Genomic DNA, 7,658 nt, shown 5'->3' on the forward strand with positions numbered 1-7,658 from the left:
TGGGCGATGGCGCGCGCGGTCAGCGGGTTGTCGCCCGTGATCATGACCGTCCTGATGCCCATCCGGCGCAGCTCGTCGAACCGCTCCCGCATGCCTTCCTTGACGACGTCCTTCAGGTGGATGACGCCGAGAACCCGGGCGTCGCGAGCTTCGCCGTGCCGAGTCACTTCGCCGACGACCAGCGGGGTGCCGCCGCTCGCAGCGATTCCGTCGACGATGGCGCCGACCTCTGCCGTGGGGTGGCCGCCATTGTCACGGACCCAGCGCATCACTGCCGTCGCCGCTCCCTTGCGCAAAGACCGATTGTTCTGAGGATCACTGATGTCGACACCGCTCATCCGGCTCTGAGCGGTGAAGGGTACGAACTGTGCCTGGGCCAGTTCCCCCTCACTACGGCCGCGCAGCGCGTATTGCTCCTTGGCGAGGACGACGATCGAGCGGCCCTCGGGCGTCTCGTCGGCGATCGACGACAGTTGGGCGGCATCCGCGAGTTCTTCGGTGATCACTCCGTCCACCGGCAGGAACTCGGCGGCCTGACGGTTGCCGAGGGTGATGGTGCCCGTCTTGTCGAGCAGCAGGGTGTTGACGTCGCCGGCGGCCTCCACCGCGCGCCCGGACATCGCCAGCACGTTGCGCTGCACGAGCCGGTCCATGCCCGCGATACCGATCGCCGAGAGCAGCGCGCCGATCGTCGTGGGGATCAGGGCAACGACGAGGGCGACGAGGACGACGATGGTCTGCTCGGCCCCTGCGAAGACGGCGAAGGGTTGCAGGGTCGCCACCGCGATCAGGAAAATGATCGTCAGGGATGCGAGCAGGATGTTGAGCGCGATCTCGTTCGGTGTCTTCTGCCTCGCGGCCCCCTCCACGAGTGCGATCATCCGGTCGATGAACGTCTCCCCCGGCTTCGAGGTGATCTTCACCACGATCCGGTCCGAGAGCACCTTGGTTCCGCCCGTGACCGCCGACCGGTCACCGCCGGACTCGCGGATCACCGGTGCCGACTCGCCCGTGATGGCCGACTCGTCGACGCTCGCGATGCCCTCGACCACATCGCCGTCGCCCGGGATGACCTGCCCGGCCTCCACGACCACGTGATCGTCCGGCCGGAGGTCGACGCCAGGAACCTCCTCCTCTGCTGCGTCCATCACGCCGGGCCGCCAGCCGGTGAGACGGCGGGCCGTCGTCGTCGTCCTGGTGCGGCGCAGAGTCTCTGCCTGGGCTTTGCCGCGTCCTTCGGCCACGGCTTCGGCGAGGTTGGCGAAGACGGACGTCAGCCAGAGCCATACCGTGATCACCCAAGCGAAGACACCGGGTGTCCTGATGGCTGACAGCGTGGTCAGGACTGCTCCGACCTCCACCACGAACATGACGGGGTTGTGGACCATCGAGCGCGGATCCAGCTTGCGCAGGGCTTCGGGGAAGGACGTCAGCAGTTGCTTGGGATCGAGCAGTCCGCCCGAGACCCGGTGCCGCCGGCGCCCGCCGCCGGGCGGGGTGGGAGCGGAAGTGGCGGTCGTGGACATCAGTGCAGACCCTCCGCAAGGGGGCCGAGTGCGAGCGCGGGGAAGTACGTCAGACCGACGACGATGAGGATCACTCCGGTCAGCAGACCGACGAACTGGGGCCGGTGGGTGGGCAGAGTGCCCGCGGTGACCGGAACGGGCCGCTGCCCGGCCAGCGAGCCGGCGAGCGCCAGGACGAACACCATCGGCAGGAACCGGCCGACGAGCATGACCACACCGAGTGTGGTGTTGTACCAGACGGTGTTCGCGCTCAGCCCCGCGAACGCCGAGCCGTTGTTGTTCGCGGCAGACGCGAAGGCGTACAGGACCTCGGAGAAGCCGTGCGGTCCGGAATTGAGCATGGCGGCCCTCTCTCCCGGGAGCGCCATGGCCAGCCCTGCACCGACCAGGGCGAGCGCGGGTGTGGTCAGGATGTAGAGGGAGGCGAGCTTCATCTCCCGGGGCCGGAGCTTCTTGCCCAGGTACTCGGGCGTACGGCCGACCATCAGTCCGGCGACGAAGACCGTGACGATCGCCAGGATCAGGATTCCGTAGAGTCCGGATCCGGTGCCGCCCGGCGCGATCTCCCCCAGCATCATGTTGAAGATCGTCATTCCGCCGCCGCCCGGCGTGTACGAGTCGTGGGAGGAGTTGACCGCTCCGCACGACGTAAGGGTGGTGGATGCCGCGAACAGGGCGGAGGCCCAGATTCCGAACCGCGTCTCCTTGCCCTCCGTCATGCCGCCGGCCGCGTGACCGGCCGTGCTGCTGACGCTGTGCAGTTCATTGGCGGTCACGAGGGCGACCGATGCACCCCAGATCAGTACCATCACGGCAACGATCGCGTAGCCCTGCCGGTTGTCGCCGACCATCGTCCCGAAAGTCCGCGGCAGCGAGAACGCGATGACCAGCATGAGGTAGATCTCGATCAGGTTGGTGAAGGCGTTGGGGTTCTCGAAGGGGTGCGCGGAATTCGCGTTGTAGAAACCACCGCCGTTGGTGCCCAGCTGCTTGATGGATTCCTGGGAGGCGACGGGGCCCCCGGTCATGCTCTGGTGTCCGCCTGCGATGGTGGTGATGTCGTGGATTCCGTGGAAATTCTGAACGGTACCTGCGGCCACCAGAACGATCGCGAAGACGAACGACAGGGGCAGCAGAACGCGAAGCACGATCCGAGTCAGGTCGACCCAGAAATTTCCGACGTGATCGGTCTTCTTCCTGACGAAGCCCCGGATCAGTGCGGCGACGACGGCGATACCCACAGCCGCCGAGACGAAATTCTGCACCGCGAGGCCCGCCATCTGGACCAGATGCCCCATGGTCGATTCGCCGGAATACGACTGCCAATTGGTGTTGGTGACGAATGATGCCGCGGTGTTGAACGACTGGTCCGTGCTGACCGGCTTCATTCCCAGAGACAGCAGGAGATGGTTCTGCAGGCGGAGGAATGCGTACAGGAACACCACCGACACTGCGGAGAAGGCCAGGATGCTGCGCAGGTAGACCGGCCACGTCTGGTCGGCGTCGCCGTTCACTCCGCCTGCCCGGTAGATCAGATGTTCCGCCCGCCCATGGTGATCGGTGGTCAGGACGCGGGCCATGTAGCCGCCCAACGGCCGAAAGGAGAGTCCCAGCGCGACCGCCAGGGCGAGCATTTGGAGCCATCCCGCGAGAGTGTCGTTCATCCGGCCTCTCCGCCTAGAACTTCTCGGGGAGGAGCAGGCAGATGACCAGGTAGATCACGAGGCATACGGCAACGATCAAGCCCACGATGTTTTCCGCGCTCACAGACGTCCGGCCCCCTTTGCGATCAGACCAATGAGTGCGAACACCACGACCGTGAGGCCGATGAACGCTACGTCCGGCATACGCGAATCACCTCGCAGAGGCATCAGAGGCGGGATTGTTCACCCCGGCCGGAACATGGCGCGAAGGCTCATTTTTGACGCTATATCAGTTCACTTCGGGAGTGGCCTGATGCTCCGCGGGCCGATCAGGTGAACGCGGAGCCTGCGGATTCACCCGGCATGGCCGGACGCCACGCTGCCGCCGGGCGCGGCGCTCGGAAGAGTGAGCGCCACCGAGAAGGTGGCCCCGCCGCCCTCGATGGTCGTCTCCAGGGCGCCGTTCATGGCTTCGGTGAGGTCGCGCGACAGCCGCAGGGCCAGACTGTCGCCCCTGGTACTCGATGCCCGGGCGGCTGTGCCCGGCTCCGGACCCGGGCCGTGCGCCCCGTCCTTCACCTGGATCACCACGCGGCCGCCCCTGGCCTCGGCGGTGAAGACGGGGGGCCGGTCCGGCGGGCTGTGCCGCAGTGCGTCGGCCCCGAGTGCGGTCAGGGCACGGGTGAGGAGCGCGGCGTCGGCGATCACGTCGGGCAGCTGTTCCGGGAGGCGCAGAACGATCGAGTGGCCCCCGGGCCCGAGGTCGTCCAAGGCGGCGCCCAGTGCCTCGTCGAGGTCGACCGGGCGGAGGCAGAGGTCGAGGGCCCCGGCATGCAAACGGCTCAGATCGTCGAGATCGGTGACCACCCGCGCTGCCCGGTACACGGCCGCCCGGGCCGCGTCCAAAAGCTGCGCTTCCTCGGCAACCGGCTCGTCGGCACGCCGCCGCAAGCGCTGGAGCGCCTCCTCGGCGGTGTGCAATGAAGCACGCAGATCGCGGCCTGCTGCCAGGAGCAGAGATGCCCGAGTGCGTTCGGCGGCTGCGAGAGCGTCGGTGGCACCGCCGCTCATACGCCCCCGGTCATGGACCAGTCCCAGTTCGGCCGCGCACGCTGCGAGGACGCGTTGGTCCTCCGTGCTCAGTCCTTTGCCGCGGGCGGCCAGCGTGAGGTTGTCGTCGACCGGACTTTCCACATCCGCCTCGTAGGGCTTCTCCGGCGGCCGTTCCCCGGCGCTGGCGACCACGTACCAGCGGGGCACGGGGGATGCTCTGGGATCCCTTTCGAGCAGGCTGATCGCTCCGAGGCCGAAGTTCTCCCGGATCTGCTCCACCAGCGCCGGCAGCTCCTGGCCACGCATCATGGCGGTGGCCAGGCGGCTCAACGCCTTGGCCTCCGATGTCGCCCGTACGGCCTGATGCGTACGCTGTGCGGCTGTTCCGGCTGCCGTGCCGACGAGAGCGGCTGTCGCGATGAAGACCACGAGTGCGGCGATCTCGTCGGCACGCTCGATGGCCAGCGAGTGCACCGGTGCCGTGAAGTAGTAATCGGCGAGCAGCGCCGCGGCGACCGCGGCGAACAGCGCGGGGTAGAGACCGCCGACCAGGGCCACCCCGACCACGGCAAGCAGATAGATCACCAGGTCGCCGGCGAGGCCGAGGTGGCCGCGGAGCGCGGTCAGCAGGAGCGTCAGTACGGGCAGCAGCACCACGGCGCCGGCCAGCGCGGTCCAGTACCGCCGTGGGCCCGTGCCACGACTCGGACGCGGAAGCATCGGCACAGCGGTCCCTGCTGCCTCCTCATGGGTGACGATGTGCACGTCGATGGGGCCGGACCGCTTGACCGTCCGCTCTCCCACGCCTGCTCTCAGAAAGGAGGCGAGACGGCCGCGCCGGCTCGCGCCCAGCACGATCTGAGTGACGTTCTCCGCCTCGGCGAACTGGAGCAAGGCATCGGCAACCTCCTCGCCCGTGGTCTGGTGGTAGCTGCCGCCGAGCGACTCCAGAAGGGTGCGCTGCGCGTTCAGTACAGCCGGATCCATGCCGGTGAGCCCGTCCTCCGGGACCACGTGGAGGGCCAGCAGCTCGGTACCGGGCGTACGAGCGCTGATCCGCGCGGCGCGGCGGATCAGCGTCTCGCCCTCCGGGCCACCGCTCAGGGCCACCAGAATCCGTTCCCGGGTCTCCCAAGGAACGGAGATGCCGTGTTCGGCCCGGTAGCGCTGCAACCCCTCCTCCACCCGGTCGGCGAGCCACAGCAGGGCAAGTTCCCGCAGCGCGGTCAGGTTGCCGACCCGGAAGTAGTGCGTGAGGGCTGATTCGATGCGGTCCGGTGGGTAGATGTCGCCGTGCACCATACGGCGGCGCAGCACCTCGGGCGGCAGATCGACCAGCTCGATCTGATCGGCGCGACGCGCCACCTCGTCGGGCAGCGTCTCGCGCTGCCTGACCCCGGTGATCTGCCGGACCACGTCGTTGAGGGATTCGAGGTGCTGGACGTTGAGCGTGGTGACGACGTCGACGCCGACGTCGAGGAGCTCCTCGACGTCCTGCCACCGCTTGGCATTGCGGGCCCCCGGAACATTGGAGTGGGCCAGCTCGTCCACCAGCGCGACCTGAGGCCGGCGGGCCAGCACCGCGTCCAGATCCATCTCGGAGAACGCCGCACCACGATGGGCCAGAGTACGCCGGGAAATCGTCACCAGACCGTCGGCCATGGCGGCGGTCGGCCGACGGCCATGCGGCTCGACGAAACCCACGACGACATCCGCGCCCAGTGAACGCAACCGCTGCCCCTCCGCGAGCATGGCGTACGTCTTCCCGACCCCGGGGGCCGCCCCGAGGTAGATCCGCAACTGTCCACGTGCCACCGGCGAACTCCTGGCAGGTACTCCATGTCGTCCTCGCGTCCTACCATGGTGCGCCTTCCCGCGCCGCTCCACTCGACAGCACCGGCCCCGAGCCCGCAAGGACACGCTCGAGGTCGATCGAGTCCGAAGCAGCGGGACTGCCTCGCCACCCGTTACGAGAGAACCGCAGCCCGTCCCTGATCCACCCGCCGGGCCATAGCCGAAGCACCCGGCATCCGCACCCCACTCACCGCCTTCCGGGCGAACCGGCTTCTCGCCACGCCGCGGGGTTCTTGAATCTCCTGACACCGGGTGACCGTATTGATTCGTTGTGCTCGCCCATGGGGCATTTCCATGATTCGCCCCGTCACCGGAGGTGATGTCATGCCAGGTGGAGTCCTGCGTGTGGTCTGCACCGCGGCGCTGGCCACGATCGTCGTAGCCTCGCCGGCAGCCGCCACACCCATGGCGCCGGGACCGGAGGCGAGCGGCGCCGGGAAGCTGTCCGTCGCGCCCGCGGCCGTTCCCACCCCGGCCACCGTGGCGGCGGGCAAGGGCATCGCACAGCTGCTGACCGAGTTGCAGAAGTTGTACCAGCGGGCCGAGGAAGCCACCGAGGCGTACAACGGGACCGCGGCGGAGCTGAAGAAACGTGCGGCGCAGGCGAAGAAGCTCAGTACCTCGCTCGCCGCCGCCCGCGTCGCGCTGTCCGGCAGTCGGGACGCGGCGGGGCAGCTGGCCCGGGAGCAGTACCAGGGGCAGTCGGACTTCTCCGCGTACGTGCGGTTGATGCTGGCCCCCGATCCCGAGCATCTCCTCGACCAGGAGCACGTGATCCGGCGGGCGGCGGCCGGGCGGGCGGCGACGGTGAAGCGGCTCGCCGGTGCGGAGAAGCGCGCGGCCGAGCTGGCGACCGAGTCGCGCAAGGTGCTGGACCAGCAGCAGGTACTGGCCGCCAAGCGGAAGAAGCAGCGGGACGCGGTGCGGTCGCGGCTCAAGACCGTCGAGGCGACGCTGGCCAAGCTCTCCGCCGCTCAGGTCGCCGAGCTGGCCCGGCTGGAGCAGCAGGGCACGGCCAAGGCCCAGGGCGCGCTTGTCGCCTCGGGCGCGCTGTCCTCGGTCAGGTCGCCGTCCCGGGCGGGCGACGAGGCGGTGAAGTACGCGATCGGGCAGGTCGGCAAGCCGTACGTGTGGGGCGCGGAGGGGCCGGACTCGTTCGACTGCTCGGGGCTCACCTCGCAGGCCTGGGCGAAGGCGGGCCAGGTCATTCCGCGGACCTCGCAGGAGCAGTGGCGGCAGCTGCCGAAGGTGCCGCTGAACGCGCTGCGCCCGGGTGACCTGGTGATCTACTTCCCGAAGGCCACCCATGTGGCGCTGTACGTCGGCGACGGTCTGGTGGTGCAGGCACCCCGGCCGGGCGCGCAGGTGAAGGTCTCGCCGGTGGCGTCGAACCCGCTGCTGGGCGCCGTACGGCCGGATCCGCGGGGCGTACCACTGTCCTCGTACGAGGCGCCGCAGCTTCCGCAGGGGGCGTCCGCGGGACCGGACGCGGGGTACGGCTCGTCCTCGGCACCCGGGAAGTAGGCCCCGGGCCGCGAGGGCCGCACCTGACAGCCCGGCCGAGTCCCGTCGGGTTCCCGAC

5 protein-coding genes are annotated in these 7,658 nt (G+C 68.9%); 1 reads left to right on the forward strand and 4 read right to left on the reverse strand.

Translation table 11 applies throughout. From position 1 onward, the window contains the following. From kdpB to ACFU8Q_RS36570, 4 genes are all read right to left on the reverse strand, one after another. Positions 1–1,526, reverse strand: a 1,526-nt coding sequence (gene kdpB / locus ACFU8Q_RS36555) for a potassium-transporting ATPase subunit KdpB (protein ID WP_384462970.1), incomplete at its 3' end; no start/stop codon positions are given. Further along, positions 1,526–3,190, reverse strand: coding sequence for a potassium-transporting ATPase subunit KdpA (kdpA, locus tag ACFU8Q_RS36560; protein WP_384462973.1), 1,665 nt, complete (start codon positions 3,188–3,190; stop codon positions 1,526–1,528). The genes kdpB and kdpA, both read right to left, overlap by 1 nt. A 13-nt stretch (positions 3,191–3,203) precedes the next feature. Then, positions 3,204–3,293: a K(+)-transporting ATPase subunit F gene (gene kdpF / locus ACFU8Q_RS36565; protein WP_384462977.1), complete on the reverse strand. Its 90-nt coding sequence runs from the start codon at positions 3,291–3,293 to the stop codon at positions 3,204–3,206. Between the two features lie 230 nt (positions 3,294–3,523). Continuing rightward, a complete protein-coding gene (locus tag ACFU8Q_RS36570; RefSeq protein ID WP_384462980.1) occupies positions 3,524–6,037 on the reverse strand; it encodes a DUF4118 domain-containing protein in 2,514 nt (837 codons plus the stop codon). A gap of 363 nt (positions 6,038–6,400) precedes the next feature. On the opposite strand from ACFU8Q_RS36570, the gene ACFU8Q_RS36575 reads away from it, so the two are divergent. Beyond that, a complete protein-coding gene (locus ACFU8Q_RS36575; RefSeq protein ID WP_384462983.1) occupies positions 6,401–7,600 on the forward strand; it encodes an NlpC/P60 family protein in 1,200 nt (399 codons plus the stop codon). Positions 7,601–7,658 lie beyond the last annotated feature (58 nt).

Source organism: Streptomyces sp. NPDC057543 (assembly GCF_042801895.1).
Lineage (GTDB): Bacteria > Actinomycetota > Actinomycetes > Streptomycetales > Streptomycetaceae > Streptomyces.

Bases quoted from the DNA above. Each gene is read 5' to 3' on its own strand.
- kdpA (WP_384462973.1), bottom strand. From the start codon at position 3,190: ATGAACGACACTCTCGCGGGATGGCTCCAAATGCTCGCCCTGGCGGTC.
- ACFU8Q_RS36575 (WP_384462983.1), top strand. From the start codon at position 6,401: ATGCCAGGTGGAGTCCTGCGTGTGGTCTGCACCGCGGCGCTGGCCACG.